This is a genomic window from Nocardia sp. NPDC005825 (assembly GCF_040630175.1).
Taxonomy (GTDB): Bacteria; Actinomycetota; Actinomycetes; order Mycobacteriales; family Mycobacteriaceae; genus Nocardia.
The window spans coordinates 217,063-243,427 of sequence record NZ_JBEXXC010000008.1 but is presented as its reverse complement, the minus strand read 5'-3'; the positions used below and the strand labels follow the sequence as shown (position 1 = coordinate 243,427).

Sequence of the window (26,365 nt, the reverse complement as noted above, 5' to 3'; positions counted from 1 at the left end):
CGGAGTGAGGCCGAGGGGCGAATTGCGCACTGCTAGGCTTTTCTGCAGCACGGGGTCCCCGTGCGACCTGCCGAGTCAGCAGCCGAAGGAGTGTCGTTTCGTGGCCATCATCGAACAGGTCGGAGCTCGCGAGATCCTGGATTCTCGTGGCAACCCCACTGTCGAGGTCGAGATCGCTCTCGACGACGGCACCCTCACCCGCGCGGCCGTGCCCTCCGGCGCGTCCACCGGTGAGCACGAGGCCGTCGAGCTGCGTGACGGTGGCGACCGCTACCAGGGCAAGGGTGTGCAGAAGGCCGTCGAGGGCGTCCTCGACGAGATCGCCCCGGCCGTGATCGGTCTCGACGCCGTCGAGCAGCGCACCGTCGACCAGACCCTGCTGGATCTGGATGGCACCCCGGACAAGTCGCGCCTGGGCGCGAACGCTCTGCTGGGCGTGTCGCTGGCCGTGGCCCGCGCCGCCGCCGAGTCCTCGGGCCTGGAGCTGTTCCGCTACGTCGGCGGTCCGAACGCCCACGTGCTGCCCGTCCCGATGATGAACATCCTCAACGGTGGCGCGCACGCCGACTCCGGCGTCGACGTCCAGGAGTTCATGATCGCCCCCATCGGCGCGCCGACCTTCAAGGAGTCGCTGCGCTGGGGTGCGGAGGTCTACCACACGCTGAAGTCGGTGCTGAAGGCTCAGGGCCTGTCCACCGGCCTGGGCGACGAGGGCGGTTTCGCGCCGTCGGTCGCCAACACCCGCGCCGCCCTGGACCTGATCGTCTCCGCGATCGAGAAGGCCGGTTTCAAGCTGGGCAGCGAGATCGCGCTGGCGCTCGACGTGGCCGCCACCGAGTTCTACACCACCGGTGAGGGTTACAAGTTCGAGGGCAAGCTGCACACCGCGGCCGAGATGTCGGACTTCTATGCCGGCCTGCTGGGCAACTACCCGATCGTCTCGATCGAGGACCCGCTGTCCGAGGACGACTGGGACGGCTGGGTCTCGCTGACCGACCAGATCGGCGACAAGGTGCAGCTGGTCGGCGACGACCTGTTCGTCACCAACCCGGACCGCCTGGAAGAGGGCATCGCCAAGGGCGCGGCCAACGCGCTGCTGGTGAAGGTCAACCAGATCGGCACCCTGACCGAGACCCTGGACGCGGTCGACCTGGCCCACCGCAACGGCTACAAGACGATGATGAGCCACCGGTCCGGCGAGACCGAGGACACCACCATCGCCGACCTGGCCGTGGCCGTCGGCTCCGGCCAGATCAAGACCGGCGCCCCGGCTCGTTCCGAGCGTGTCGCCAAGTACAACCAGCTGCTGCGTATCGAGGACGCCCTGGGCGACTCGGCGCGCTACGCCGGTGACGCGGCCTTCCCGCGTTTCGCGTTCGAAGGCTGACATAGTCGAGGGCTGAGCAGGCAATCGATCAGCTGACTTTCGAGGTGTGAGATGACGGAGCGACGGGCGCGCGGTACCAGTCCTGCGGGACGAAGTGACCGGCGCCCGTCGCGCTCGACCCGGTCCAAGACCGCCTCGAGCGGGAAACGGACCGAAACCGCCACCGCGGCATCCAAGTCGGGCGCGGCCGCCAAGGTCGCGAGCAAGACCCGGACCGCGGCCAAGGCCAAGCGCCGCACCACGCCCGCCGCGAATTCCGAACGGCACGAACGCAAGATCCTGGGCCTGTCCACGGGTCGCGCGGTCCTGCTGGCCGCGGTGCTGGCGGGCCTGGCGCTCACCCTGGCGGTCCCGCTGCGCACCTATTTCACCCAGCGCACCGATGCCGCCGAACTGGCCACCCAGCACCATCAGCTGGAAGAGGAAGTCTCGGTGCTGCGTGATCGCCGTGCGCAGCAACAGGATCCGAACTACATCAAGGCCGAGGCCCGGGACCGCCTGCGCCTGGTGATGCCGGGGGACACCCCCTACATCGTGCAGATCCCCGAAATCGAGCAGCCGGCCATCCCGACCCAGCCCGCCAAACCGCGGGAGCCCGACCCCTGGTACACGCAGGTGTGGCGCAGCATCTCGTCGCCGCAACCGGTCGCCGCCCCCGCACCCACCACCACCCCGGCGCCGCCCCCGCCGCCCATACCCTCCGAGGAAGGACAACCCAGGTGACCGCAGCCGAGAACGAACCCAGCGAGCGCGATCTCGCGATCGTCGCCGAGCAACTGGGCCGGGCTCCGCGCGGCGTGCTCGCCATCGCGTACCACACCCCCGACGGCCTGCCCGCGGTCGTGAAGACCGCGCCCAAGCTGCCCGACGGCACGCCCTTCCCGACCCTGTACTACCTGACCGACCCGCGGCTGACCGCGGAAGCGAGCCGGCTCGAGACCACGGGCCTGATGCGCGACATGTCCGAACGCCTCACCCGCGATCCGGAACTGGCCGCCGCCTACCGCGCCGCGTACGACAGCTACCTGGCCGAACGCAATGCCATCGAGGACCTGGGCACCGACTTCGCCGGGGGCGGCATGCCCGACCGGGTGAAGTGCCTGCACGTCCTGATCGCGCACTCCTTGGCCAAGGGGCCGGGGCTCAATACGCTCGGTGACGAGGCCGTCGCCCTGGCGGCCGACCACGGCCTGCGCGGCACCGCCATCCCCGCCGACTGGCCGAAATACGACCAGTACCGCACCGATTCGGCCACCGGCGACGCCTGACCCGGCGCGTTCGCCGGAGTCGTTCGGCACCACTCGAATTCAGAGGTCACTGATGAGCAATGCGGAATTCGCCCAGAGCTCGGCGGCTGCCGGCGACACGGCGGCCGAAGGACACGAGCGGATCGCGGCGATCGACTGCGGCACCAATTCGATTCGTCTGCTGATCGCCGACGCCACCCGCGACGAGGCGGGCGCGCCGCACCTCACCGACGTGCACCGCGAGATGCGGATCGTGCGCTTGGGGCAGGGCGTCGACGCCACCGGCGCGCTGAATCCCGAAGCGATCGAACGGACTCGGGTCGCGCTGCGCGACTACGTGGACCTGATGCTGAAGCACGGGGTGACCCGCGTGCGGATGGTCGCGACCTCCGCCACCCGCGACGCCTCGAACCGCGAGGACTTCTTCGGCATGACCGGCGAGGAGCTGGGCCGGGTGGTGACCGGGGCGCAGGCCGAGGTCATCACCGGTGACGAGGAGGCGCGGCTGTCGTTCGCGGGTGCGGTCGGCGAACTGTCGAGCGCCGCAGGGCCTTTCGTGGTGGTCGATCTCGGCGGCGGGTCCACCGAGGTGGTGCTCGGCGACGCCGCCGGTGTGCAGTCGGCGTATTCGGCCGATATCGGTTGCGTGCGGATCACCGAGCGCCACCTGCACGGCAATCCGCCCACCCGCGAGGAGGTCGCGTCCGCGCGCTTCTTCGCCTCCGAGCGGCTGGCGCAGGCCTTCGGCGTGGTGCCGGTGGAGCGGGCGCGCACCTGGGTGGGCGTCGCCGGAACCATGACCACGATCGCGGCGGTCGCGCTGGATCTGCCCGAATACGATTCGGAGCGAGTGCATCTCACCCGCATGCCGCTGTCGGACTTGCGCAAGGTGTGCGATCGGCTGATCGGCATGAACCACGACGAGCGGGCCGCGCTCGGGCCCATGCACCCGGGCCGGGTGGATGTGATCGGCGGTGGCGCGGTGGTTGCCGAGGTGCTGGCGGATGAGCTGGCGCGGCGGGCCGGGATCTCCGAATTGATTGTCAGCGAGCACGACATCCTGGACGGCATCGCGCTTTCGATTGCCGGATAAGGCCATTCTTCGAGTGCATTCGAGGCCATTTGCCCGATGCCGAGGTCGGGCTGACTTTCCCCTGGGAAAATGTGACGGAGGTTAACTCACGAGGTTGCTGTCAGATTGCCCGATATGGGAGGGTCTCGGTATGTCAGGAGTAGCACACGACGCGAAACCGGCCACTGAACGGACCCTGTTCGGCCATCCCATCGGTATCGCGAATTTGTTCGGCGTCGAGTTGTGGGAACGGTTCTCGTTCTACGGGATGCTCACCATTCTCGGCTACTACCTGTATTACTCGACCACCGACGGCGGCCTGGGCATGGCCGAGTCGACCGGTCTCGGCATCGTCGGCGCGTACGGCGGTCTGGTCTACCTGTCGACGGTGCTCGGCGCGTGGGTGGCCGACCGGCTGCTCGGTTCCGAGCGGACCGTCTTCTACGGCGGCGTCATCGTCATGGCCGGTCACATCGCACTGGCCATCCTGCCCGGACTGGCCGGTGTCGGCGTCGGTCTGGTGCTGGTCGCGCTGGGTTCGGGTGGCCTGAAGGCGAACGCCTCCTCGCTGCTGGGCACCCTCTACGACAAGGACGACCCGCGCGCGGACGGCGGCTTCACCCTCTTCTATCTGGGCATCAACCTGGGCGCCTTCGCGGGCCCGCTGATCACCGGCCTACTGCAGGACCACATCGGCTTCCACTACGGCTTCGGCGCCGCGGCGATCGGTATGGCGATCGGCCTCACCCAGTACGTCATCTTCCGCAAGAATCTCGGCGAGCACGGCCGCGACATCCCGAACCCTTTGCCGCGCACCGAGATCCCGAAGGTGATCGCCGTCCTCGCCGCCTTCGCGGTGATCGTCGCGATCGCCGCCGCCACCGGGCTGGTGACCCTGTCCAACCTGCCCAACGTCACCACCGGCGTCATCACCGCCGCCTCGATCGTCTATTTCGGCATCATGCTGACCAGCGCCAAGGTCACCCCCGTGGAGCGCACCCGGGTCCGCGCCTACATGCCCCTCTTCATCGCCAACGCCGTCTTCTGGTCGCTGTTCCAGCAGATCTTCACGGTCCTGTCGGCCTACTCCGACAAGCGCATGACCTGGTCCATCTTCGGCTGGACGGCCCCCTCCAACTGGATCGGCTCGATGGAACCGGTCTGGATCATCGCCCTGTCGCCGCTGTTCGCCATCATGTGGACCCGCCTCGGCACGCGCGCCCCCAGCACCCCGCGCAAGTTCTCGCTCGGCGTGATCGGCATGGGCGCCGCCTTCCTCCTCTTCACCCTGTTCTCCGGCACCGAGGGCAAATCGGTGTCCTTCGTCATCGTCTTCTTCATCCTCGGCGCCTTCGCCGTCTCCGAGCTGATGCTGTCCCCGATCGGCCTCTCGGTCACAACCAAGCTGGCCCCCAACGCCTTCCGCGCCCAGATGATGGCCCTCTACTTCTTCTCGGTCGGCATCGGCACCTCGATGTCCGGCGTCCTCGCCAAGTACTATGACCCCTCCCACGAACTCGCCTACTTCGGCATCACCGGCCTGGTGGCCATCGCCGTCGGCATCGTCGTCTGGTCGCTCTCCCCGTGGATCAGCCGCCACATGGAGGGCGTGCACTGACTGTCACATGCCGGGCATGGCCAGGAATTCGTAGACCTCGATAGTGCCGCCCGATTCGGTGTGCGGATGGCCTTCCAGGACCTTCTGGAGATCCCCGGCAGAATCGGCCTGCAGGATCGAGAAGCCGCCGACACCGCCATCGGCGTTGACCGAGCCCGGTCCGAGGGGTGAACCGAGATCGACGAGCGCGGCGCCGGCGCGTCCGGCCCAGTCCATCCAGGCCTTCATCCCGGCGGCTTGCTCCTCGGGAGTGCCTTGTGCCATTCGTTCGCGAGCGGACTGATCGGATTTGTAGAGCACGAGGAACTTGGTCATCGCTGACTCCTGTCTCTCCGACTGTTTGCCAATCGTATGCCGAGATCCCGCGACACGGTGCGGGTATACGAAAGCGCCCACGGCGTTCGGCCGTGGGCGCTTTCGTATCCGGAAATCAGTCCTTGACCAGCTGCGGGGCGTCGTCGAGCTCGTCCAGGGTGTCCGGGATCTGCTCGCCGTGCGCCGGGGCGTCGGAGCGGTTGGGGAGCAGGACCGCCATGACGATGACGATCAGCGCCAGGGCCGCGGAGACCAGGAAGGCCAGGCGCATGCCGTCGAGGTGGGCCTCGAGCGGGTTCTCGCCGCCGTCGACCAGGTGGGTGGCGCGGGAGGTCATGACCGTGATGACCAGGGCGGTGCCGAAAGCGGCGGCCACCTGCTGGAGGGTGCCGAGCATCGAGCTGCCGTGGGAGTACAGGTGCATGGGGAGCGCACCCAGGCCCAGGGTGAACACCGGGGTGAAGGCGGCGGCCAGCGACACCATCAGCAGGATGTGCAGGGCGACCAGGGCGGCGTAGGGCGTGGTGAGCGAGATCTGGGTGAAGCCGACCAGCGCGGCGGTGATGCCGATCGAGCCGGGGATCACCAGGACCCGTCCGCCGAAGCGGTCGAAGACCTTGCCCACGGTGGGACCGAGCAGACCCATGGCCAGACCGCCGGGCATGACCAGCAGACCGGTCTGCAGCGGGGTGAGTTCCCGCAGGGTCTGCAGGTAGAGCGGCAGCAGGATCATCGAGCCCATCATGGCCAGGAAGGCCACGGCCATCAGGACCAGCGCCTTGGCGTAGGTGCCCGACAGCAGCACGCGCAGGTCCAGCAGCGGGGTGCCGTTGCGCTGCAGCGAGATCTGACGGACCACGAAGATGGCGACCAGGGCCAGACCACCGACAACGAACAGGGCGGGGGTGGCGATGCTGCCGGAACCGAACTTGCTCAGGCCGTACACCAGACCGCCGAAACCGAAGCCCGCGAACACCACACTGAACCAGTCGATCGAACCGGCCTGCGGCTCACCGACATTCTCCAGGTTGCGCAGACCGAACACGGTCACCGCGCCGGCGATCGGCAGCACCAGCACGAACAGCCAGCGCCAGGATCCGTAGTTGAGCACCGCGCCGGAGATGACCGGTCCCATGGCCGGGGCCACCGAGATGGCGAGGGTGACATTGCCCATCACACGGCCGCGGTCCTGCTCGGGAACCACGGTCATCAGCGTGGTCATGAGCAGCGGCATCATGACGGCGGTGCCGCCGGCCTGGATGACGCGCGCGATCAGCAGCACGGCGAACGACGGCGCGACCGCGGCGAGCGCGGTGCCGACCAGGAAGACGCCCATGGCGATGGCGTACGCGCGGCGGGTGGACACCCGCTGCAGGAACCAGCCGGTCACCGGAATGACCGCGGCCATGGTGAGCATGAAGACGGTGGACACCCACTGCGCGGACCGCTCGGTCACGTGGAGATCGTTCATGAGACGCGGAATCGCGTTGATCATGATGGTCTCGTTGAGGATGACCGTGAATGTCGCGAGCACCAGCAACCGGATGACCGTTGGTGTCCGCTGCTTGGTCGAGCTCGCGGATAGGTCGGCGGGCATCGGTAAACCTCCGGGGTGTTCGTGTTCGAGGGGTGGGTGGTCCGCGGAATCGGTGATCGCCGTCCGGGTGCCACATCGATGCAGACGGGTACTGATCGCTCAACTCATCGGTCGGCGACAAGTATTCCGGCGGGGTCCGACAGGATTCATCCGATTATCGGGCGTCTCACCGCTGATCGGGATGCTGAATATGTGCTCTCACCAGTGCTTATGACCGCCGAAAAGATCGAAAAGTGAGGCAGGTCACGATTTTCCGCATCCACCGGCCCGGCGGCGCTTGTTCTGTTACCCGCCATGATGGACGGTGTGAGAACGACCGTGGCCGAACAGCTTCCGCCGCTGCGTGGACGCGAGCACGAGCAACAGGCGCTCGGCGCGCTGATCGACGGCGCGCGCGAGGGCCGCAGCGCGGTCCTGGTGTTGCGCGGCGAGGCCGGGATCGGCAAGACCGTGCTGCTGGAGGACGCCGCGGCGCGTGCCGAGGGATTGCGGGTGCTGCGCGGCACCGGCCTGGAGGCGGAGGCGGAACTGCCCTTCGCCGGTCTGCAATTGCTCCTGTCCCCGGCATTGGACCGGCTGCCCGGCCTGCCGGATCCGCAGCGTGAGGCCTTGTCGGCTGCTCTCGGACTCGGCCCCGGCGGTCGCGAACCCATGCTCACCGGACTGGCGGTGCTGTCGCTGCTCACCGAGTACGCGGACGGATCGGGTCTGCTGGTCGTCGTCGACGACGCGCAGTGGCTGGATCGGGCGTCACGGGACGCACTGCTGTTCGCGGCCCGGCGGCTGCGGGCCGAGGGCGTGGTGATGGTGTTCGGCGTGCGGGACGGGGAGGGTACGTTCGAGGCGGTCGGCCTGACCGAGCGGCGACTGACCGGTCTGTCGCCCGAGGCCGCCGCCGCCCTGATCGACGAGCACGACCTCACCCCGGCGGTCCGCTACCGGCTGCTGGCCGAAGCGCACGGCAACCCCCTCGCACTGCGGGAACTGCCGCTGGCCATGGCCGCCGAGGCCACCCCCGATCTCGCCGCGGGCGCGCTGCCGCTGACCGATCGGCTGCGACTGGCCTTCCACGGCCGGATCAGCCGCCTGCCGGAAGCGACCCGAACACTGCTGACCGTGCTCGCCACGGATGAATCCGGTGACACCGCCGTAATCCTGCGCGCATCGGCGAGCCTGGGCGCGGGGATCGACGATCTCGCACCCGCGGAGGCGGCGGATCTGCTGCGCCCCGGCTCCGGGACCTCGATCACCTTCCGCCACCCCTTGATTCGCGCGGCCGTCTACCAGCGCGCCCCGCTGGGACAGCGTTTGGCCGCGCACCGGGCCCTGGCCGAAGCCCTCGATGCGCCGGAACAGTCGGATCGGCGGGCCTGGCATCTGGCGTCGGCGGCGCTGGGTCCGGATGCCCAGGTGGCGGATGCGTTGGAGCGCACCGCCGTTCGGGCTCGTGAACGCGGCGGTCACACGGCGGCGGCCGCCGCCTACGACCGCGCGGCGCGACTGAGCGATGGGCCCGAGGACCGTACGCGCCGACAGGCCCTGGCCGCCCAGGCGGCCCTGGAATCGGGCGATGTCGAGCGAGCCGGAGACCTGGCCCGCCGCACCGCCCGGGAGGTGAGCTCGGAATCGTTGCGCGCCGGTCTTTCCCAGGTTCAGGCCCTGGCCAAGTTCTGGCAGGGCGAGTTCCCCGAGGCACATCGGCTGCTGATCGACGCCGCCGCGAGTATCGCCGCCGACGATCCGGAGCAGGCCGCGGGAATGCTGGTGCAAGCCATCCATACCGGCTGGTACCTGGGTGAGCCTGAACTGACCGAGGTCCTGAAGCGCCTCGGCGACCTCCGCCTGACCGACGAACCCGCCGTGACACCCGTCGTGCGGTTCCTGGGCCGACTGTTCGATACCGGCCCCGGCACGCCGCTGTCACTGACCGAGACCCTCGCCGAGATCCGTTCCCGTGGTGAGGTCTCCGACCAGGTTCTGCTGATCCTGTGTGGCGTGGCCTTGGCCCGCGGCCAGGACGGCCCCGCCTTCGATCTGGCGGTATCCCTGGCGGCCCGGCACCGTGCCGCCGGCGCCGCGGGCCGCTTGCCGACCGTGCTGTTCTTCGCCGCCGAAGCCGATATCTTCACCGGCCGTCTGACCGACGCGCGCACCGCCACCGTCGAAGCCCGCGACCTCGCCCGCGACACCGGCCAGCGGCAGTGGGTGCGCCAACTCAGCAGTGTGCTGGCGCATCTCGACGCCCTGCGCGGTGACGAGGCCGAATGCCGTGCGCACGCCGACGTAGGGCTGGAAGGGGACACCCCCGGATCGATCGCCCCCGGTGCGCCCTGGGCGCACTGGTCGCTGGGCTTGCTCGACCTCGGTGCCGGCCGCGCCGAATCGGCCCTCTCCCGGTTCGAGCGTTTGACGAAAGTCCCCTTCAGCCATCACATCTGCGCCACCCGCTCGATTCCGGATCTGGTCGAGGCCGCCGTCCGGCTCGGAGCCCCGGACCGCGCCGCCGCCCCGTTCGCGAAGCTGGCGGGCTGGGCGGAGTCGGTGGGCCGGCCCTGGGCCGAGGCCCTGGTACTGCGCTGCCGCGCCCTGCTCGACGACGATCACGCCGAGGACCTCTACACCCGAGCCCTCGCGATCCATGATCGGGAGGCCCGTCCCATCGAATTCGCCCGCACCGCACTGCTGTACGGCGAATGGCTGCGCCGCGCCCGCCGCAAATCCGAGGCCCGCACCCATCTGACCGAGGCCCTCGAAGTCTTCGACCGCCTGGACCTGCGCCCGTGGGCCGAGCGGGCCCGCCACGAGCTGTCGGCGGCGGGCGCTCCCGCCGCCGATTCCTCCGGTGCGCGGACGACCGCTACCGGCCTGACCCCGCAGGAGTTGCAGATCGTCCGCCTGGCCGCCGAGGGTCTGTCCAATCGCGATATCGCGGCCCAGCTGTTCCTGAGCCACCGCACCGTCGGTTACCACCTGTACAAGGCGTACCCGAAGCTCGGGGTGACTTCCCGCGGCGAGTTGAAAGAAATTGCCGCGCGGCTGCATTGACCGCGGTGCCGTCACGCCTTGACGAACTCGAGGAGGTCGGCGTTCACCTGGTCGGCGTGGCTGCGGTACAGCCCGTGGCCGGCGGTCGGATACTCCTTCAGCACCGCGTCGGGATAGAGCCGCACGGCCTGGTGGCTGCTGACCTCGATCGGGATGGACTGGTCGTGCAGGCCGTGCAGCAGCAGGGTGGGCACCGTCAGTGCGGCGACATCGGCGCGATGGTCGGTGTGGGCCACCGCCTTCTGGACCTCGAGCGCCGCGATCGGGGAGCAGCTCATGCTGCGCCGCACCTCGGCCTCGATGGCGGCGGGGGACACCCGGGTGCCGAGGTGGGTGGCGAAGTAGCCCTGGGCGCGGTCGGCCAGCCACTGGGCACGGTCGGCGCGCAGGTCCGCGGTGGAGGCGTCGATCATCGCGGCGGGAACCCCGATCGGGTTGTCCTCGGTTTGGAGCAGGTACGGAATCGCGGGGCCCAGCAAGGCGATTCGCGATACCCGGTCCGCGCCGTGGCGGGCGAGGTAGCGGACCGCTTCCGCCGCGCCGGTGGAGTGCGCGATCAGGATCGCGTCCCGCAGGTCCAGGTGTTCGAGCAGGGCGGCGAGATCGTCGGCGCGGGTGTCGGTGTCGTAGCCGGAGGACGGGCGGTCCGAACGCCCGTGGCCGCGGCGGTCGAGCAGGACACAGCGGTAGCCCTGCTCGAGGAAGAAGGGGACCTGGCACTCCCACATGTCGGTGGGCAGGGCCCAGCCGGAGATGAAGACCAGCGGTGCGCCGGTGCCGTAGTCCTCGTAGGCGAGAGTGGTGCCGTCGGTGGGAGTGGTGAAGAACATGGGAATCCCCTTGTCGTGCCGAAGTTTCGGTGGAGGGCCGGGCGGGATCGCGGGCCGCCCGGCCGGTCGTGGATCAGAGTCCGGCCGGGACCTGGTCGAGGAAGCCGTAGACGCGCTCGATGCGTCCGTCGGCGGCGAGGGCGGCCACGTCGAAGCCGATCACCAGCGGTTCCGCGCCGGGAGCGCCCAGGTGCCAGGTGAATCGGGCGATGTGGTGGTTGGCGTCCACGGCCCCGCCGAGGGTGAACTCGAGCCCGGCGAACTGCGCCTGCACGGCGGCGATGGTGGCGTCGAGTCCGGCGTGCCCGCGCACCGACACCAGCGGGTCGGTGTATTCGGCGTCCTCGGTGAACAGTTCGGCGACCAGCGCGGCCCGCTGCCCGGCGTCGGTGGTGTTCCAGGCGGTCAGGTAGCGCTGCACGAGTTCGGTGATGTCACTCATTGTCGTTCTCCTCGGTTCGTGTGAACTTGATGAGGACAACGTTATGAAGATCGCGGCGACCGGGAATCTGTCGTCATTAGGTACTGACGACCGGTCTCGCTCAGCCGAGGTGTTCGATCCGCTTCTTGGTGGTGTTGACCGGCGAATTCAGGGTCAGATCCAGCACGGTGACCGTCACGTCGGTGAGCGCCCCCGACTGGAACTTGGCCGATTCCCCGAACAGCTGCACCGGATTGACCGTGACCGTGGCCTGTTGCGGCTGCCCGGCGCACACGACCGGTGCGAGGGTGCTGCCATTGACCCCGGATCCCAGGTAGGGCGTCGCCCGCACGGTCACCGACAGGGCGGCGGCGGGTCCGGTACACAAATACGAAATCGTGATCACGGCATTGCCATTGGTCTCGCGCGCGCTGTCGACGGCCAGCGCGGGAATGGCCTGCGCGTTACCGGCGGCCAGGGTGGCGGCGGCGGCGAACGCGCCGAGGGCGGTGACGAGGCTGCGTGCGTGCACGGTTGTTTCCTTGCTGTTCCGGAACCGATTCACTGTTTCCTGCACCAGATTTCAGGAAGTCAGCGGCGCATCGCGGGTCAGGGTAGTGCATAACAAACCAACCATGTTGGACAATTGATAAGTTCGTGACCGACATTCGTTCGCGCGCAGCCGGACACGAATCGGCCGCCCGCACTTCGAGTGCGAGCGGCCGAATTCGGGGTGAATCAGTAGGTGTAGAAACCGCGGCCGGTCTTGCGGCCCAGGTAGCCCGCGTCCACCATGCGGCGCAGCAGCACCGGCGGCGCGTACTGCGGCTCACCGAACTCGGCGAACAGCGACTCGGCGACCGCGAGGGTGACGTCCAGGCCGACGGTGTCGCACAGGCGCAGCGGGCCCATCGGGTGGGCGCAGCCGCTGACCATGCCCTCGTCGATGTCCTCGGCGCTCGCGAAGCCGGTCTCGAACATGCGGATCGCGCTGCACAGGTACGGGATCAGCAGGGCGTTGACGATGAAGCCCGCCTGGTCCTTGGACTCGATGGTGCGCTTGCCCAGCACGTCGCGGGCGTAGCCGGTGACCTTGTCGACCACGGCGCGGTCGGTCTTGAGGGTGACCACGATCTCGACCAGCGGCAGCACCGGCACCGGGTTGAAGAAGTGGACGCCGACCACGCGCTCCGGGTGGGCGGTGGCGTTGGCCAGCCGGATCACCGGGATGGAGGAGGTGTTGGTGGCCAGGATCGTCTCGGGGGAGACGATGCCGTCGAGCTTGGTGAAGAAGTCGGCCTTGAGCGACTCGATCTCCGGCGCGGCCTCGATCACCAGCTCACGATCGGCGAAGTCGTCGATCGAGGTGGTCAGGGCGATGCGGGCGCGGGCCTCGTCGGCCGCGGCCTGCTCGAGCCGCCCGGACTTCACCGCGCGCGCCAGCGACTTCTCGATCCGCTCCACCGCGGCGTCCGCCGCCTGGGTGTCGCGCTCCAGGATCAGGACCGACCCGCCCGCGCGGGCCGCCACCTCGGCGATACCGGCACCCATGGTGCCGCCGCCGATCACGCCAATGCGTTCCACGAAATCTCCTTGTACTCGAGTTACTCGGCCACCATCTTCCTGGACCGCCCGCACCCACTCTCAGCTGGGCGGACAATGTGAGGTACACCGCACACCCCGCCCCGGTCGTCAGAGGGGAGCGGTGATGGTCGTGAAGTACTGGACCGCCGCCAGGACCGCCACCGGCGCGGTCACCAGCAATTGGCCGGCGATGGTGCCCAGCGTCCCGATCGCGACCACACCGCCCAGGCACCCGACCACCGCGCCGGGCAGGAACGGGCCGAAGAGCCCGACGATGGTGGCCGCGGCGACCGTGGCCCCGACCGCCGCGCCCAGCACGCACCCGACCGCCGCCCCGCCGACACCCCCGACCAGGGTGCCCAGGACCGCGCCCATGCCGATGGTGCTGTTCATCCGATTCCAGGCGGCCTGCTCGCGTTGATAGGGCGTCTGGAATCCGGCGGAGTCCTCGAACGGCAGCGCGACCGGAGCGTAGACGGCGTGCGCGGGATCCAGATCGGGGACCAGCGTCGCGGTCCGGTCGGTGATGGAGGCCGCGATCGGGAAGACGAAATCGTCCACGCGGAAGGACATTTCGGCTCCGGCGAGCACGGTGCCGCTGGGCGCCGCGATGGTGAGGACCCCGTCCCGCAGAGCGAGGACCCCATCCGGCACGGTGATGACCGCGGCATCGCCGATCTGGGCGGCGGTGACCGCCACGGAGTCATCGGATGCGGCGGAAGCGGTGGGCTGGGTCGCGCACACGGCCGCGGCCAGCAGGGGAGCGAGGGCGATCATGGTCATTCGCATGGGCTTGTCCTCATGCCATCGCCGCGAGCGCCGACACCACGGCCCGGGCGACGGCGACCTGGCCCAGCGGGGTGAGGTGCACGCCGTCCGGCTCGTAGAGCCGATGACCGGAGCCGGGGCGGGTGACGGTGAGCGTGTCGATCACCGGCTCCGGCCGCTCGCGCAGCGATCGCGCGGTGTCCTCGTGATCGGCCGCGCGCCAGCTGATTCCGGCCTGCTGGAACGGCGGGAAGGCCGCGATCAGCGACTCGTCCGCATCGGTGGGGGTGAGCCAGACCCAGCGCGCGCCGCTGAGCCGCACCCCTTCGTCGTGCAGGATGCCCAGATTGCGCGCGGTCTCCTCGGCGCTGACTACGCGAGGCCCGTCGGGGCCGAGGCGCTGCGCGTCGTTCGCGCCGAGCTGGCACAGGACCCAGTCGGGGCGTTGGAACCCCAGCGCCCCGATGCCTTTCACGGTGTTCGTGGTGGTGGCACCGGTGACCGCCAGATTGAGCAAGGTGATCGCGTCTCCCGGACGGCGTAGTTCGAGCAGGTGGCGCAGGATCTCGAACCAGGACAGTCGATCCGCGGTGCTGCTCTCGCCGAGCGCGACCACACGCGCGCCGGGGGCGAACGGGAGCCGGTCGACCTGTTCGGCGACCGCGTCCTCGGTCAGCAGATCCGCCGCCGCGGCGCGCGCCTGCGTCGTGAAATCCTCGCGCAGCGACCGATATCCGTCGGATTCGAGGCCGAACAGCGCGGCCACGTGGGCGTCGTCGATGCCGTTCAGGTAGGGGAGCGACAGTTCGGGCCGCTGGAACCGCACCAGTTTGGTGATCATCGGAGTGGTCATGGGGTTCCTCCTGGAAGTGTGAATTACGAACGGGGAAGCAGGAATCCGGCGGCGATCAACCAGGCCATGCCGGTGAAGCGCGCGATCGGCAGCAGGAAGGCCGCCGCGGTGACGGTGAGAGCCGCAGTGGTGAACAGGGCGATCACCGCGATCACCAGGCCCGCCGTGATCAGCCAGGGGGCGAGCAGCCGTCGCGGCGCGGCGCTCAGCGCGATGCCCGCGACGAGCAAGCCGGTGGCCATCACATTGGCCGGGCCGCCGCACAGGAACGCGAGCGTGTGCAACCCGCGGACCAGGGCCGGATCGCTCATCACCTCGGGCACGGTGAGCGCCCAGCTGACGAGTCCGGAGCAGATCAGGAAGACGACCGCGAGCGTGCCGCCGATCGCGGCGAGCGCGGGCCCGAAGCCGTCGGCGATCCGCCGCAGCCGGGCCACGGCCGCCGCCGTGTAGAGGGTCAACGGGATGGCGCCGGCGTATTGCAACACCGCGCCGGTGCGCACGGCCGAGGAGTGGTCGCGGAAGTAGGCGAGCGCATCCCCGGCGTCCCCGAAGGGCGACGGAAACGGGCTGCCACCTGCTTGAACGGTACCGATGACGAGTCCGGCGACGAACAGTCCGGCGACGGCGACGCCGAGGCTGCCCAGGGGTGGCTCGAGTGTCGCGGGCTTGGGGATGGCGGGGGATTCGGCAGACATGACGGAGGATTCCGTTCTCTTGCATGAATCGTTCTCTGCTGTGAACGATTGCCTGCCGTGTACGATAACGCCGTGGCCGAAGCGAAGCAAGAGGAATCCGGGCGAGCACAGCCGACCCGCCCCATGCGCGCGGTCGCCTTCCAGCTCGCGCAGCTGGGCGCCCAGGCCACGCAACGGTTCTCGGAGCGAATCGCCGAAATCGGGCTCACCCCACCGGAAGTCGGCATCCTGCGGATGATCGCCGCCGAGCCGGGCCGCAGTCAGCGTTCACTGGCCGCCGAACTCGGCGTCGTCCCCAGCCGCGTGGTCGCCCTCATCGACCCCCTCGACACCAAGGGCCTGATCGAACGCCGCCGCAGCCCCGCCGACCGCCGCAACCACGAACTGCATCTCACGCCCGCGGCCGGCGAACTCCTCGCCCAGCTCGGCGCGATCGCCTTCGCGCACGAACGGGAACAGACCGCGGCGCTCTCGGACGACGAATACCGGCAGCTCGCCGACCTACTGGATCGTCTGGTCGCGGGCCGCGGCCTGACCCCGGGCGTGCATCCCGGATACGCCTCCTAGGCGCCGGGCTCGAACAGCGGGAAGCAACCCGACTCGAGCGCCGCGAATTACCTCGGCCTGCCCGATGGCTCGGCGCCGAACCTGACAACGTATCCGACCTGCGGCGTACGCGAACACCGGCAAGTTTCTGCCAGGTCCGTGCCGGTGAAATCAGGGGCACTGTCGAGGCGCGGGCGTGCGGAACCGGTCCTAGACTGCGGCTTCGGGGGGACGACTGCCGGATTTCGATCGGATGGGATGCCTTCGCGATGCCTGACAGCTACAGAATCCCCGCGCTACTCGAGCGGAAAGGGCAGGTCGACGAGGTTCGGCGGCTCATCGCGGACCCTCGGGTCCGGGTCTTGACGGTGACCGGGATCGCGGGAGTGGGCAAGAGTCGACTGGCCGCCGAAGCCGTGCGGGATGGTGTGTCGCGGGTGGTCACGGTGGATCTGGCCGAGCTGGCGGATACGCGACAGGTGTGGTCCGCGATCGAGGCCGAATCTGGGGTCGTGCCTTCGATTCTGTTCTTGGACAACTGTGATCGCCTCATTTGCACACTCGCGGAAGAGCTTCCGGCGTTGTTGAGCCGCTGTCCAGACCTGACCGTTGTCACCACCAGTCGCCGGGCCTTCGGGCTCTACCAGGAATGCCTGTTCCAGGTGCACCCGTTGCCCACTACCGCTCCGGACCCCGAGACGCCGAGCCCGGCCGCGCGGCTGCTGCTCGACAGCATCGAAACCCGTTTCCGGGGAGCCACATCCGCGGACCTCGCGATCATCGAGGAGATCGCGGCCGCCTTGGGCGGCGTGCCCCTCGGCCTGGAACTGGCCGCGGCCGCCATCGCGCGGTTCGGGGCCGAGCGGACGTTGCGGCGCATCGAATCCGGGCAGCCGCTGCCGCCGTCGCCGTTCGTCGACACGCCCGCTCGTCATCGCACCGTCCGTGAGTGCCTGGAGTGGGGGGCCGGCGATCTCGACCCGCTGTCCACCGACCTGCTGCTGCAGATCGCCACCTCCGACGTGCTCACCGATCTGGAGGAGGTGCTGTTGCTGTTGTGCGGTCAGCAGCGTGACGCCATCGTGGATCGGCTCGCCGACCTGGTCAACCGCAGTCTGCTCGACCACGCGGTCGCCGGCAACGGGCACTACACCTACGCCATGTCCGGGTTCACGCGCACCTGGTTGCGGCAGCTGCTCTTCGCGGATCCCGAACGCGCACTCCGTATTCGGGCCATGCGCGCCGCCGGAATGAGTCAGCTCGCCGGCCGCATCGCGCGCATGCTCGACGATCCGGCTCGTCGCCCCGCGGCGGTGCGGCTGGCCGAGCGCTGGCACGGCGATCTGGTCGCGACCATCGACTACTTCACGATCCAGGGCGAGGCGGCCCGCGCGGTGCGCATGCTGCGCGAACTCGAGGATGTCTGGATCGAGCGGCGCGCGTTCGCCTGGGCGGAGGCGACGCTCGTCAGGATGTCGAAGACCGCGGAGCCGGTCGCGGCCGCGCTGGGCCGGGAACTGCTGGGCCACTGGGCATTACGCTCCGGACGATTCGCGGATGCCGTCGGCCTGCTGACCTCCGCCGTCGAACCGACCGGTTCGGCAGTCTGGCGACTAGCCCTGGCCTGCTACGAAGTGGGGGACACGCAGCGGGCCCGAACCCTGATCGACAGCGCCCCACCCGCCGCCGCCCGCACGCCCCGGGAACGCGAGGCGGGTGAACTGGTCGAAGCTCTGATCCACTTCGACCGGTCCCAGGACGGCGAAGGCGGCTGGCAGGCCCTGCGTGACCGCGCTGCCGCCCTGCCCCACCGCCGTGACCGCCTCGGCCTCCTCGCCGCTCTCGGCCGCACGCTCCTGCGCGCCGGCGCTCCCCAGCACGCCCACGAGGTCTTCCGCCTCGCCCTCCGCACCCCCGACCCCGCCCGCAATGCCGTCGAGATGGTAGTCGCCCTAGAGGGCTGCGCCCGCGCCTATCACGTTGCGGGCGAACACTATTCCGACCACGTGCACCGACTATCGGCCGCGGCCCGCTGGATCCGCGACGCGTACGCCCTTCCCCAACTGACCGACCACGTCGGCATTCCCGACCCCACTCAGGACTCCGACGACCCCGCCATCTCCACGGTCGGTTCCGTCCTCGATATCGACGAGGCCATCGCCTACGCCCTCTCCACCCCGCCACTCCCCGCCGAACTCCCCGATTCCCCCGTCTCCCGCCTGACGAAACGCCAACTGGAAATCGCCCGCCTCGTCACCGAGGGCATGACCAACCGCATGATCGCCAGTCGCCTCGGCATCGCCGAATGGACAGTCGTCAACCACCTCCGCCAGGTCATGACCAAACTCGACTGCCCCTCCCGCCTCCACGTCGCCCTCGTGATCAAACAACAAGCCCAGCAAACCGCCTGACCGTCCTATCAACTCGGGTGCGGCGCACCACCGAAGTCGAACGCGATGAACAGCAGGGCCAGCGGAAGAGCGACGATCGCGAACCACAGTGTCGCGGGCAGAGCCGCAGCCCGCGTATACCGATACCGTGACCCCACCACCCCGATCGCGATGATCACGGCGAACGTCGCGACCCAACTAGCCCAATACCCGACCGACCCCACCCCGTACTCCACCGGCCCGTCCTCCGTGACGGTAGCGGCCCGGTGCGGGTCGGTAATCCCCACACTGCGCTGAAGCACGATGATCGCGCACGGGTAGGCGAAACCCAGTACCGCCCCGACGATTCCGCCCGCAAAGCTCCCGACCGCTTCCAGCGCAGCCCCACGATTCCTATCCATGCGCGGAACTCTCGCCGCCCCCACTTACCGAATTCTTAAGACCCACAGGGGTTCTGTCGGGACTTCCTTATCGCGTGTTGGTCCAGAGCCTGACCGGCTGCAGGTCGTCCTGGTCGGCCCATTCGGGTTGCGGCGGCGGCGCCTGCACCGCGTTCTTCTTCTCGTCTCGAAGGAACTGTTCGTACACCTTGTGCGCCTGCGCTTCCGCATCGGCGCGCGCCGCCCGGTACTGCTCGATGATGGTCCGCTCGAGCTGCTGGGTCCCCTCGGCGATGGCATGCGGCGCCAGCTTGATCTGGGTGATCTGCCCGTAGGCGTCCACCTCGATCGCCATACTCCGGTCCGCGGCGCGAGCCTGCGCTCGGACCACCCCGATGGCCTCATCGATCTTCTCGGCCCGCGCGCGACGCTGGTCCACGTGCTTCGCTCCCCTTTTTCCCGATCGTCCATGCCGGGATATCTCCCCCCGACTGCCGACACTGTACCGACACCGAGCGCCCGATTGGTTCGCAGATCGTACCGACCGCTAACATTCAGTAGCACTATGGCCAGTGCTGGGGGAGTCATGAAGCGAAAGCTGTTGGTGGGGAGGTAGACATGGTTGCCTTCGATCCTGAAAAGTTGCGCACGCTCGCGACCGATACACGCACCCATGCCGGTGCGATCGGCAAACTGAACCCGATCGGCGAGCACAACCGTGACGCCGCTCCCGGCGCGATGCCGTTCTCCGCCTTCGCGAGAAACGTCCAGAGCGTACTCAAAGCGATGGATCGGGTGGTGACGCTCCATCAAGGCAGACTCGACCAGTTCGCGACTCTGACCGATAACGCAGCCGGAACAGTCGACGGGATGGAAGAGGCGAATGTGGCCGGATTCAAGGGGATCAAGTGAGCGGGGAGAAGATCACCATCTCCACGGTGCTCGGGTGGAAACTCGATTCCGCACGCTTCGCAGGCGCGGACGCGATGAACGCCGGTATCACCCTCGAGGCCGAATCCCTCAACGCCGACAAAGCGATTCAGGGTTCTGATCCCTACTTCGGTGAAGCCGGTGGCAGTGCCGCCCGGACCATGTCGACCAAGTTGAAGAACGAGGCGGTCACCAGCGGTGATGTCCTCGATGCCATCCACAAGCAGATCGACGCCACGGCTGCCGCACTGCAATCGGATATCAAGAGTTTGCAGTCGGCCGTCGACGACGTCAAAGACTCGGAGTGGAACCTCTTCTACGACGACGAGACCGGTGACGTGAAGTCATACGACTCGAACTGGGAGACCATCAAAAAGGCCTGGGGCAACCCGGCTTCCGTCGCTTGGAAGACCGCCGCCTGCCTCAGCTTGGGCGCGAGTCTCAAGCAGGCGTTCTGGGATGTGCAGGCAACCGACAAGATCGGCGCGCGCGACCTCGCCACGCAACTCGAGCACGTGTCCGATGCTGTCAAGGTGGTGCTGGCCGGCATTCCGGAGGACGCCGCGCTCCGGGATATTCTCCTGAAATACCAGGTGGACGCCACGAAGTCCGAGATCGTGGTCTGGCCCGACTCGACCACGCTGAACCTGATCAGGTTGTACAAGCCCGACATGCAGCCGGTAGAGATGACCGTCGAGGAAAAAGCCGCGATGGATAAACTCTGCAACCCGGCCTACGGCGGCAATCCGATGAACTACATGAAGTTCAACGACATCAAGGACGAGGCCGAAGAGTTCGGAAAGAACAACAAGTACACCGACGTGAATCCGGACTCTAAGGATGATGGTCACGGGGACGCGGCCCGGCATGCCTACTGGAACGCGCGCATGACCCAGGAGTTCGGTGCCGACTGGGCGAAGCAGTACGCGACTGCTCACGAGGGCGTCGGCGGAAACGGTCCGCAGCGCGAGGCGATGGACCTCAAGAACAACGATGTCGGCCGTCAGATCGGTCTGGCGAACATGGATGCGTCGAAGGACGACCTGAAGTCAGCGGTCATCGCAGCGGTCGACAAGGGCGATACCGTTGTCATCCACCATCCCGACCCCAACCCCAACGCTCCCGCCCAGATCGCCTTCAGCAATACCGTTCCCTGGACAGATACGACAAGTCCAGAACAAGTGGATATCCCACTTCCGGGCAAGGGAAAGTGAGTGCGAGACAAGTGAAAAAAGCCACGATCGTTGTCGGCATCCTGATCGCTCCACTGCTGGCCGGATGCGCCGCCAAGCCTGACAAGCCTGCCGCGAAAACATGTCAATCCGAAATCCGCCTCGACAGCAAGCCGGAGCCGCTCGGCTCGAGCAAGGCGCTGTCGGCGGAATTCAAGACCGCTGGGTACAGGGAGCAACCCATCAGTTTTGGTGAGGTCACTCGTGCGGCTGGTTGGTCCGATGACTGGGACACGGTGATCGACGTGTCCTCGGCAATGGACGACAACTGGCTGAACAAGATGGCGGAAACCCCACCCGGCACCTGCTGGAAGGGTCTACCGCCCCGGAACGGCTCGGATCCGGCATCTTTCGGGTACTACGTCTTCCTGAAGGACCGGCAGGTGGTGCAGTCCGTGACGTGGGATACCGGGTACAGGGTCCTGGAGTTCCGCGCGAACGAGCGACTGACCCACGAAACCATGCTGAACGCTAAAAGCGGAGGACTCAGAACGTACTGAGGCCGCCGTTCAAGGCCCCTGACTCACGAGTCACTCGTGGAATTCGAGGATCGGGCCGAATCCGGCGAGCTGGAACACGATGTCGACGAACAAGTCGGGTGGATGGCTTGCGGCGATCGCGGTGCACCAGGTGTCGGATGTTGGGGTGGGGGTCTGGCCCATTGTGGACCAGCCGGTGAAAGGTGTTCCGGTGTAACGGAAAGTCGCGCCTGTCTCGTGCAATTGGTACAGCTCGCTAGCGGTGGCGGCGATGGCGACGGTTGCGGGGTTGCGGTCGAGTTGTTCCCAGCCGGTGAGTGGGGTCCCGGTGTAGCGGAAGATCGCGCCTGTTTCGTGGAGTTGGTAGAGCTTGTTGGCGCCGGCGGCGATGGCGACGGTTGCGGGGTTGCGGTCGAGTTGTTCCCAGCCGGTGAGTGGGGTTCCGGTATAGCGGAAGATCGCTCCCGTTTCGTGCAGCTGGTAGAGGTCTTGGCCGCCGGCGGCGATGGCGACGGTTGCGGGGTTGCGGTCGAGTAGTTCCCAGCCGGTGAACGGCGTTCCCGTGTAGCGGAAGATCGCACCGGTCTGATGCCGCTGATAGAGCCGGTCGGCGGAGGCGGCGATCGCGCATGTCACCGGGTTGGCGTCGATGGCCTGCCAACCGGTGAAGGGGGCCGCGTCGGGACCGAGCACGAAAAGCGCACCCGTCTCATGCATTTGGTACAGGTCGGCGTCATTCGCGGCGATCGCTGCGGTGAGGGGATTTCTGTCCAGCTGCTCCCAGCCGGTCAGCGCGGGACCGGTGAAGCGGAAGACAGCGCCGGTGTCGTGCAGTTGGTAGAGCCTGCTCCCGACCGCGATCGCGCGGGTCGCCGGATTCTTGTCGATTTCGTTCCACTCGGACATGGTCGGTACCTGCCTGCCGGTGTGGTGGTCAATGGGAGGGCAATGCGAACCAGTCTCCGCTCCAACCGGTTTCGCCCGCGCCGCTGAAGGCTATGGAGATCGGCTTGTCATCGTTGCCGATGGCGAAGAAGTCGAGGAGGAACGGCTTTCGGCTGACGACGGCGAGCTGTTGTGTCCGGTGATCGAGCAGCGTGGTCCCGGGCACCGGGCCCCAGCAGGCGCCCCAGCCGCCCCGGGCACTCCAGCCGTTGCCGAGTTGCCGCCCGTCGGGAGCGACCGCCGTGACGAACATGACGCCGGCCGGCTTCGACACGAGCACCGTCAACTGCTGGGTGGTGTGGTCGAGGGCCAGCCGAGTCTCGCCGCCCAGGGTGGCGGGCAAGGTCACCCAGTCCTCTCGCCAGCCGTCGGCGGCGTTCCAGAACGTACTGATGACTCTGTCGTTGTTGTTGATGGCGAACAGGTCCAGGTTGCCGGGCTTGCGGGCCACCGCGCTGATCTGCTGTGTCCGGTGGTTGATCAGGGGGTTGCCCGGCAGTGTCATCCAGTCGCCGCGCCAGCCGTCGGTGGCGGTCCAGAACGTGGTGATGGGCTTGTCGTCATTGCCGATGGCGAACAGGTCGAGGTTGCCTGGTTTACGGGCGACGGCGGTGATGCGCTGGGTGGTGTGGTCGAGAAAGGTGTTGCCGGGCAATGTCATCCAGTCACCCCGCCATCCGTCCGTCGCGGTCCAGAACGTGGTGACAGGTCTACCGTCGTTGCCGATGGCGAACAGGTCTATGTTTCCGGGTTTACGCGCCACCGCGGTGATGCGCTGGGTGGTGTGATCCAGAAAGGTGTTGCCGGGCAACGTCATCCAGTCGCCGCGCCAGCCGGTCGGATTGTCCTGAGATCCACTCGCGGCACTCCAGAACGTGGTGATCGGCCGTCCCTGATTGTCGATCGCGAACAGATCGAGAACCCCGGGTTGGCGCGCGATCGCGGTGATCTGTTGTGTTCGGTGGTCGATGAGGGTGTTGCCGGGCAAGGTCATCCACTCACCGCGCCAGCCGTCGGTGGCGCTCCAGAACGTGGTGACGGGTCTGTCGTCGTTGCCGATCGCGAACAGATCCAAATGCCCGGACGCCCGCGTCACGGCCGTGATGTGTTGTTTCGTGTGATCGAGCAGCATGGTCGCCTCTCCCATGGCAGGTGCCGTCAGATCATTTCGATGGGAAAGCTCTCGGTTCAGCGGTAAGGCCTACTTCGGACAGCATGCGGAGACGTGGGCTACAGCCCGGCTGAGATATTACGCCGCACTGGATATAGCCTGGGCCGATTCCGATAACAGGTCTGTGCCCCCGGGATGGCACGTGCAGCATCTACAACAAATCGACCCCGCCGTGAGCTGCAAATTTCCGCCGACATAGCGATCACGCGGCGGATCCATCGCCGGTCGCCAATATAGGGCCAACTGAACGGGTGGGCCGCTAGCGCCCCGGATTCGACTCCGTTGTCTTCAGCGCGAAGAGTGGCGACGCGCGACCGGAAAGCCCGGACGGTGGCTCCGAAGAGGAGAAGTAGCCTCCGCGGTCCGTCCGTGGTGAGCGGTGATGCCAAAGCCGCGCATTTCGATTCCGAACGTACACACTGACATGCCGCATGCCGCGCTGATCGAACCGGCCGGCGCGGGGTGCGGCGGCCGGAACGTGGTGCGGTGCAGAACACCAACGGTCTTGTCCGCAAATACCTTCCCCGGCATCTGGATAGCGCTGACCCGGGTCGGCTATGGCGCCGCGCGCCAGAGCGTTTCGATGGGGAGCGCGCGGAGGCGATCGCCGAACGACAGGGAGTGTTGCCCTGAATAGAGGACGTAGCCGGCGACGAAACGATCACCGAGGCGTTCCTGGAGATGGCGGAGTCCGGCGAAATCGGGCTTGTGGAGAGTGGCGGCGGATTTGACTTCGATACCAATGACGCGGCCGTCGGCGGCTTCGAGCACCGCATCGACTTCGACTTTGTCCTTGGTGCGGTAGTGCCACAGTGTCGCGCGCTCGTCGTTCCAGGTGAGTTGGCGCGCCAGCTCCATGAGGACGAAGTTCTCGAGGACGGTACCGGCCGCGCCACCCGGGTCAGCGAGTCGAGCAGGACCCTGGCCGAGCAGGTGGCACAGCAGACCCGTGTCGACGAACGCGAGTTTGGGGGTGCCGATCGCGCGATAGGTCGCGCCGCCCGACCAGGCGGGGATGGTCTTGATGAGGAACACGGTTTCGAGCAGTGCGAGATAGCGGGTGACCGAAGAACGGTGTAGGTCGAGCTCACCGGATAGCGTTGCGGGAACCAGCAGATTGGCACTGCGAACAGCGAGCAGCTGCAACAGCTTCCGGAGCTGGGGTGTGCGCTCGATGGCGGAGATCTCCTGGACATCACGTTTGATGAGGGTGTCGAGGTAGCTCTCGAAGAACGCGGCTCGTCGGCGGTCGGTGCGTCGGACCGCTTCGGGGAAGCCACCGGTGGCGGCGCGTTCGAGATAGTCACGACGGCGCAGATCCGAGTCATGAGTGAGCTGGTGGCCGTGTGCGAAGGTGAACATATGGCCGCACCTTTGCTGCGCACTTGGACGCCAATACGCTGCGCATCTGGCCGCTTGCCGTCTCCGCCTACAGGCCAGCCGAAATTCAAGGATGGCGACCCGGCCCAGTGCGGACGGGCGCTCGCGCCAGAAAACCCGCCGGAGGCGGACGCTGAGGACTGGTTCGTCGATCGACCACGACCAGCTTGTGTTCGGTGCAGTCCGCCTGCGCCGCAACCGCTTCGGTCGAACTCGCAGACAAGGGATGTCTCTAGGCGATCCGCATTGGGTCGGGGCAGGAACGATCTGATGCGAGATCCAAACCGTCCGAGTTGTCGCATTGGTGCCCCCGGTCGGGTTCGAACCGACACTGTGCGGATTTTAAGTCCGCTGCCTCTGCCAATTGGGCTACGGGGGCGTCTGGGTCAGACTACCGAGCCGTACGTCCGTACGGGTAGCAGGTATTCGGGTGGGGGAGGGTTCACAGGGGAGGGGATTACCCGGTGTGGGCGATCATGATGGGGGTTTGGACGGACAGCAGCAGGGACTGGCTGGTGGAGCCGAAGATCTTGCTGGTGAAGCCACTTCGGCCGCGGGTGCCGACCACCAGGAGTTGGGTGCCGGAGGAGAGTTCGAGGAGAGAGCGTTCGGGGGTGTCGTGGGTGGTTTCGCGGTCGATGCGGACGTTGGGGTAGCGCTCCTGCCAGCCGGCGAGAGATTCGGCGAGGACGTAGTCGTCGAGGGCGTCCATCTCCGGGTCGTCGGAGGCGCCCTCGGCGTGCAGGGCGATGACTGCCACGCCGCGCACGGACGCCTCCTCCAGGGCGGCCTGGATGGCGGGCTCGCTGATCTTGGTGCCGTCCACGCCGACCAGGATCGGGCGGGTCGGCAGATCCACGGGGAGCGGGACGCCGTCGCGGACCACCACGAACGGGCAATGGGCGCGCCGCGCCAGCACCGAGCTGACCGAGCCGAGCAGGGCGCGACGCAGGGTGCCGCCGCCGCGCGCGCCACCGACCAGCATGCGGGCGGAGTGGGTGCGCTCGAGCAGGGTGGGGACGACAGCGCCATTGGCCAGTTCCGTCGTAATGGTGAGACCGGGGGAGGCTTCGGCGGCCGCTCGGGCGGCGGTGTCCAGCAACCAGTTGCCGTGTTCCTCGTACCGCGCGTAATCCTCGGTGGTGAGCACGGTGCCCAGGCCCAAGCCCTCGTCGGTGGTGATCTCGAGAACGCGCAGCAGGTGCAGCGGCGCGTGGTGCAGGGCGGCGGTGTGCGCGGCCCAGGCCACGGCGGAGCCAGCCGATTCGTCCACGGCGACGATCACGGTTTCCCCGGTCGACATTGCTACGTCCTCTCCCACCGGCGAATCACACGGTGCGGCTACGAGATAGCTGAACGATCGCTACCGACCCTACGCCGCCCTCGTCGGGGAGCGTCCGAGCGGCACCGCGACATGCCTCACCGAAGAACCCGCGGCCGCGACGAGGGGTGTACGGGCTCGGCGCGGCCGCGAGCG

General features: G+C 67.8%; 26 protein-coding genes and 1 tRNA gene. 11 read left to right on the top strand and 16 right to left on the bottom strand.

The window, feature by feature from the left end; translation table 11 throughout:
* Window positions 1–100: 100 nt before the first annotated feature.
* From eno to ABZ382_RS22680, 5 genes are all read left to right on the top strand, one after another.
* Window positions 101–1,387 carry a phosphopyruvate hydratase gene (gene eno / locus ABZ382_RS22700; RefSeq protein ID WP_357091949.1) on the top strand — a complete coding sequence of 429 codons (1,287 nt, stop codon included), beginning with the start codon at window positions 101–103 and terminating at the stop codon, window positions 1,385–1,387.
* A gap of 51 nt (window positions 1,388–1,438) precedes the next feature.
* Window positions 1,439–2,110, top strand: coding sequence for a septum formation initiator family protein (locus ABZ382_RS22695; protein ID WP_357091945.1), 672 nt, complete (start codon window positions 1,439–1,441; stop codon window positions 2,108–2,110).
* Window positions 2,107–2,655 carry a DUF501 domain-containing protein gene (locus tag ABZ382_RS22690; protein WP_357091942.1) on the top strand — a complete coding sequence of 183 codons (549 nt, stop codon included), beginning with the start codon at window positions 2,107–2,109 and terminating at the stop codon, window positions 2,653–2,655. Before ABZ382_RS22695 ends, ABZ382_RS22690 begins: the two co-directional genes overlap by 4 nt.
* A 52-nt stretch (window positions 2,656–2,707) precedes the next feature.
* The gene (locus tag ABZ382_RS22685) at window positions 2,708–3,727 is read left to right on the top strand and encodes a Ppx/GppA phosphatase family protein (protein ID WP_357091939.1); all 1,020 of its coding nucleotides are present in this window, start codon (window positions 2,708–2,710) and stop codon (window positions 3,725–3,727) included.
* Between the two features lie 130 nt (window positions 3,728–3,857).
* Window positions 3,858–5,324, top strand: coding sequence for an oligopeptide:H+ symporter (locus tag ABZ382_RS22680; RefSeq protein ID WP_357091936.1), 1,467 nt, complete (start codon window positions 3,858–3,860; stop codon window positions 5,322–5,324).
* A 3-nt stretch (window positions 5,325–5,327) separates the two neighbouring features.
* On the opposite strand, the gene ABZ382_RS22675 is transcribed toward ABZ382_RS22680, so the two are convergent.
* Window positions 5,328–5,639 (bottom strand): hypothetical protein, encoded by a 312-nt coding sequence (locus ABZ382_RS22675; protein WP_357091933.1) that lies wholly within the window; start codon window positions 5,637–5,639, stop codon window positions 5,328–5,330.
* A 115-nt stretch (window positions 5,640–5,754) separates the two neighbouring features.
* Window positions 5,755–7,236 (bottom strand): MDR family MFS transporter, encoded by a 1,482-nt coding sequence (locus tag ABZ382_RS22670; protein ID WP_357091930.1) that lies wholly within the window; start codon window positions 7,234–7,236, stop codon window positions 5,755–5,757.
* Window positions 7,237–7,542: 306 nt separating this feature from the next.
* Between ABZ382_RS22670 and ABZ382_RS22665 the strand changes: the two genes are divergently transcribed.
* Window positions 7,543–10,281: an AAA family ATPase gene (locus tag ABZ382_RS22665; protein WP_357091927.1), complete on the top strand. Its 2,739-nt coding sequence runs from the start codon at window positions 7,543–7,545 to the stop codon at window positions 10,279–10,281.
* A gap of 11 nt (window positions 10,282–10,292) precedes the next feature.
* Here the strand turns inward: ABZ382_RS22665 and ABZ382_RS22660 are convergent, their stop codons facing one another.
* From ABZ382_RS22660 to ABZ382_RS22630, 7 genes are all read right to left on the bottom strand, one after another.
* Window positions 10,293–11,111, bottom strand: a complete 819-nt coding sequence (locus ABZ382_RS22660) for an alpha/beta hydrolase (RefSeq protein WP_357091924.1) — start codon at window positions 11,109–11,111, stop codon at window positions 10,293–10,295.
* A gap of 73 nt (window positions 11,112–11,184) precedes the next feature.
* On the bottom strand, window positions 11,185–11,553 hold the full coding sequence (locus tag ABZ382_RS22655) for a nuclear transport factor 2 family protein (RefSeq protein WP_357091922.1): 369 nt from the start codon (window positions 11,551–11,553) through the stop codon (window positions 11,185–11,187).
* 100 nt (window positions 11,554–11,653) lie between these two features.
* The gene (locus ABZ382_RS22650) at window positions 11,654–12,064 is read right to left on the bottom strand and encodes a hypothetical protein (protein ID WP_357091919.1); all 411 of its coding nucleotides are present in this window, start codon (window positions 12,062–12,064) and stop codon (window positions 11,654–11,656) included.
* A gap of 206 nt (window positions 12,065–12,270) precedes the next feature.
* Window positions 12,271–13,116, bottom strand: a complete 846-nt coding sequence (locus ABZ382_RS22645) for a 3-hydroxybutyryl-CoA dehydrogenase (RefSeq protein ID WP_357091916.1) — start codon at window positions 13,114–13,116, stop codon at window positions 12,271–12,273.
* Window positions 13,117–13,224: 108 nt separating this feature from the next.
* On the bottom strand, window positions 13,225–13,905 hold the full coding sequence (locus tag ABZ382_RS22640) for a hypothetical protein (protein ID WP_357091913.1): 681 nt from the start codon (window positions 13,903–13,905) through the stop codon (window positions 13,225–13,227).
* A gap of 10 nt (window positions 13,906–13,915) precedes the next feature.
* Window positions 13,916–14,737: an SGNH/GDSL hydrolase family protein gene (locus ABZ382_RS22635; RefSeq protein ID WP_357091911.1), complete on the bottom strand. Its 822-nt coding sequence runs from the start codon at window positions 14,735–14,737 to the stop codon at window positions 13,916–13,918.
* A 23-nt stretch (window positions 14,738–14,760) separates the two neighbouring features.
* A complete protein-coding gene (locus ABZ382_RS22630; RefSeq protein ID WP_357091908.1) occupies window positions 14,761–15,435 on the bottom strand; it encodes a hypothetical protein in 675 nt (224 codons plus the stop codon).
* 72 nt (window positions 15,436–15,507) lie between these two features.
* Here ABZ382_RS22630 and ABZ382_RS22625 point away from each other — a divergent pair, with 72 nt between their 5' ends.
* Window positions 15,508–16,002 (top strand): MarR family winged helix-turn-helix transcriptional regulator, encoded by a 495-nt coding sequence (locus ABZ382_RS22625; RefSeq protein ID WP_357091905.1) that lies wholly within the window; start codon window positions 15,508–15,510, stop codon window positions 16,000–16,002.
* Window positions 16,003–16,250: 248 nt separating this feature from the next.
* Window positions 16,251–18,392: a LuxR C-terminal-related transcriptional regulator gene (locus ABZ382_RS22620; RefSeq protein WP_357091902.1), complete on the top strand. Its 2,142-nt coding sequence runs from the start codon at window positions 16,251–16,253 to the stop codon at window positions 18,390–18,392.
* 8 nt (window positions 18,393–18,400) lie between these two features.
* On the opposite strand, the gene ABZ382_RS22615 is transcribed toward ABZ382_RS22620, so the two are convergent.
* Window positions 18,401–18,772, bottom strand: coding sequence for a hypothetical protein (locus ABZ382_RS22615; protein ID WP_357091899.1), 372 nt, complete (start codon window positions 18,770–18,772; stop codon window positions 18,401–18,403).
* A gap of 67 nt (window positions 18,773–18,839) precedes the next feature.
* A complete protein-coding gene (locus ABZ382_RS22610) occupies window positions 18,840–19,190 on the bottom strand; it encodes a YbaB/EbfC family nucleoid-associated protein (RefSeq protein ID WP_357091896.1) in 351 nt (116 codons plus the stop codon).
* Window positions 19,191–19,369: 179 nt separating this feature from the next.
* Here ABZ382_RS22610 and ABZ382_RS22605 point away from each other — a divergent pair, with 179 nt between their 5' ends.
* From ABZ382_RS22605 to ABZ382_RS22595, 3 genes are read left to right on the top strand one after another with little or no spacing between them, the layout of a single operon-like run.
* A complete protein-coding gene (locus tag ABZ382_RS22605; RefSeq protein WP_357091893.1) occupies window positions 19,370–19,663 on the top strand; it encodes a hypothetical protein in 294 nt (97 codons plus the stop codon).
* On the top strand, window positions 19,660–20,895 hold the full coding sequence (locus ABZ382_RS22600; protein ID WP_357091891.1) for a hypothetical protein: 1,236 nt from the start codon (window positions 19,660–19,662) through the stop codon (window positions 20,893–20,895). The genes ABZ382_RS22605 and ABZ382_RS22600 overlap by 4 nt, the downstream gene beginning before the upstream one ends.
* Window positions 20,896–20,906: 11 nt before the next feature.
* On the top strand, window positions 20,907–21,413 hold the full coding sequence (locus tag ABZ382_RS22595) for a hypothetical protein (RefSeq protein WP_357091888.1): 507 nt from the start codon (window positions 20,907–20,909) through the stop codon (window positions 21,411–21,413).
* 30 nt (window positions 21,414–21,443) lie between these two features.
* Here the strand turns inward: ABZ382_RS22595 and ABZ382_RS22590 are convergent, their stop codons facing one another.
* The 5 genes from ABZ382_RS22590 to ABZ382_RS22570 form a co-directional block, all read right to left on the bottom strand.
* Window positions 21,444–22,298 (bottom strand): hypothetical protein, encoded by an 855-nt coding sequence (locus ABZ382_RS22590; RefSeq protein WP_357091885.1) that lies wholly within the window; start codon window positions 22,296–22,298, stop codon window positions 21,444–21,446.
* A gap of 28 nt (window positions 22,299–22,326) precedes the next feature.
* Window positions 22,327–23,469 (bottom strand): hypothetical protein, encoded by a 1,143-nt coding sequence (locus ABZ382_RS22585; protein WP_357091883.1) that lies wholly within the window; start codon window positions 23,467–23,469, stop codon window positions 22,327–22,329.
* A 594-nt stretch (window positions 23,470–24,063) separates the two neighbouring features.
* Entirely contained in the window at window positions 24,064–24,870 is an 807-nt protein-coding gene (locus tag ABZ382_RS22580; RefSeq protein WP_357091880.1) for a DUF4143 domain-containing protein, read from the bottom strand.
* A 320-nt stretch (window positions 24,871–25,190) separates the two neighbouring features.
* Window positions 25,191–25,267 (bottom strand) — tRNA-Leu (locus tag ABZ382_RS22575).
* Window positions 25,268–25,345: 78 nt separating this feature from the next.
* Entirely contained in the window at window positions 25,346–26,191 is an 846-nt protein-coding gene (locus ABZ382_RS22570; RefSeq protein WP_357091877.1) for a universal stress protein, read from the bottom strand.
* Window positions 26,192–26,365 lie beyond the last annotated feature (174 nt).

What these genes read in the sequence shown, in the direction of transcription:
- ABZ382_RS22695 (WP_357091945.1), top strand. Translation starts at nt 1,439, where the DNA reads ATGACGGAGCGACGGGCGCGCGGTACCAGTCCTGCGGGACGAAGTGAC.
- ABZ382_RS22685 (WP_357091939.1), top strand. Translation starts at nt 2,708, where the DNA reads ATGAGCAATGCGGAATTCGCCCAGAGCTCGGCGGCTGCCGGCGACACG.
- ABZ382_RS22680 (WP_357091936.1), top strand. Translation starts at nt 3,858, where the DNA reads ATGTCAGGAGTAGCACACGACGCGAAACCGGCCACTGAACGGACCCTG.
- ABZ382_RS22675 (WP_357091933.1), bottom strand. Translation starts at nt 5,639, where the DNA reads ATGACCAAGTTCCTCGTGCTCTACAAATCCGATCAGTCCGCTCGCGAA.
- ABZ382_RS22670 (WP_357091930.1), bottom strand. Translation starts at nt 7,236, where the DNA reads ATGCCCGCCGACCTATCCGCGAGCTCGACCAAGCAGCGGACACCAACG.
- ABZ382_RS22660 (WP_357091924.1), bottom strand. Translation starts at nt 11,111, where the DNA reads ATGTTCTTCACCACTCCCACCGACGGCACCACTCTCGCCTACGAGGAC.
- ABZ382_RS22655 (WP_357091922.1), bottom strand. Translation starts at nt 11,553, where the DNA reads ATGAGTGACATCACCGAACTCGTGCAGCGCTACCTGACCGCCTGGAAC.
- ABZ382_RS22640 (WP_357091913.1), bottom strand. Translation starts at nt 13,905, where the DNA reads ATGCGAATGACCATGATCGCCCTCGCTCCCCTGCTGGCCGCGGCCGTG.
- ABZ382_RS22635 (WP_357091911.1), bottom strand. Translation starts at nt 14,737, where the DNA reads ATGACCACTCCGATGATCACCAAACTGGTGCGGTTCCAGCGGCCCGAA.
- ABZ382_RS22630 (WP_357091908.1), bottom strand. Translation starts at nt 15,435, where the DNA reads ATGTCTGCCGAATCCCCCGCCATCCCCAAGCCCGCGACACTCGAGCCA.
- ABZ382_RS22620 (WP_357091902.1), top strand. Translation starts at nt 16,251, where the DNA reads ATGCCTGACAGCTACAGAATCCCCGCGCTACTCGAGCGGAAAGGGCAG.
- ABZ382_RS22615 (WP_357091899.1), bottom strand. Translation starts at nt 18,772, where the DNA reads ATGGATAGGAATCGTGGGGCTGCGCTGGAAGCGGTCGGGAGCTTTGCG.
- ABZ382_RS22605 (WP_357091893.1), top strand. Translation starts at nt 19,370, where the DNA reads ATGGTTGCCTTCGATCCTGAAAAGTTGCGCACGCTCGCGACCGATACA.
- ABZ382_RS22590 (WP_357091885.1), bottom strand. Translation starts at nt 22,298, where the DNA reads ATGTCCGAGTGGAACGAAATCGACAAGAATCCGGCGACCCGCGCGATC.
- ABZ382_RS22585 (WP_357091883.1), bottom strand. Translation starts at nt 23,469, where the DNA reads ATGCTGCTCGATCACACGAAACAACACATCACGGCCGTGACGCGGGCG.
- ABZ382_RS22580 (WP_357091880.1), bottom strand. Translation starts at nt 24,870, where the DNA reads ATGTTCACCTTCGCACACGGCCACCAGCTCACTCATGACTCGGATCTG.
- ABZ382_RS22570 (WP_357091877.1), bottom strand. Translation starts at nt 26,191, where the DNA reads ATGTCGACCGGGGAAACCGTGATCGTCGCCGTGGACGAATCGGCTGGC.